The following is an 803-nucleotide window of genomic DNA, read 5'->3' as shown; positions in this document are numbered from 1 at the left end:
GCAGGGCGAAGGGGATGGCGTGCGGGGACGACAGGCAGGGGTGGAGGGCGGGAGGGGTCTCGCAGCGGACCTTGTAGGCTGGGACGAGGACGAGCACGCGGGGCTGATAGATGGGCGGGGCCCGGGGCAGGCGGTCCCACGCGTGCGGGTCGGGGGCGTCCATCGGCGGGTGGGGGCCGAGATCCTCGGGCGCGGCCGGCAGGCCGGCGGACCGCCCCGTGCGAACGTAGTGCAGGAACGGCGACTCCCCCGGCGCCAGCAGGTGGCCGTAGGCCCGGCGATAGAACCGCGTCGAGAAGGTCCCGCTCGGGTCGCGATCCTCCTCCTGCCCGTGGGACAGGAAGTGGATGGCGGGACCGTTCTCGAAGCCGCGGGTGTCGGGGTAGCGCCTCAGGTACCAGGGCGCGTCGAAGAGGGGCTCGATCAGACGCGCCTGCTCGAACAGCTCCGCATCCTCCGCGGAGGGCATGGTGCCGTAACGCGGATCGAAACCGGCATCCGAGACATCGGCGCCGCGCAGCAGCGCCGTCGCCAGGAAGTGGACGAAGGGCGCGATGCCCGTGGCCTCCACGTAGGGATGATGCGCCCGGTAGGCCCAGCCGTTAAAGTCGGGCCTGGGGTTGCGGCCCTTCCGCCAGCCGGTGTCGCAGTAGTCGCGCACCGCGTCGGCGGCCTCGGCGAGCCCGTAGCGCGCCCGGTAGAAGCCGTGGTCGAACTGCGCCGCCGCCAGCCGCGCCTGCAGGTCGAGCAGCGCCGCCCGGTCCACGGGCTCCCGCCCGATCGCGCCCAGCCAGCCCGTGTCC

The 803-nt window shown here is 73.6% G+C and carries 1 pseudogene; it reads right to left on the bottom strand.

From position 1 onward, the window contains the following. Positions 1 to 803 (bottom strand): annotated as a pseudogene (locus tag MKK82_RS04090) (glycosyl transferase); the annotation flags it as partial.

The organism is Methylobacterium sp. E-046, assembly GCF_022829625.1.
Lineage (GTDB): Bacteria > Pseudomonadota > Alphaproteobacteria > Rhizobiales > Beijerinckiaceae > Methylobacterium > Methylobacterium longum.
This window is presented reverse-complemented; position numbering and strand designations above follow the sequence as displayed.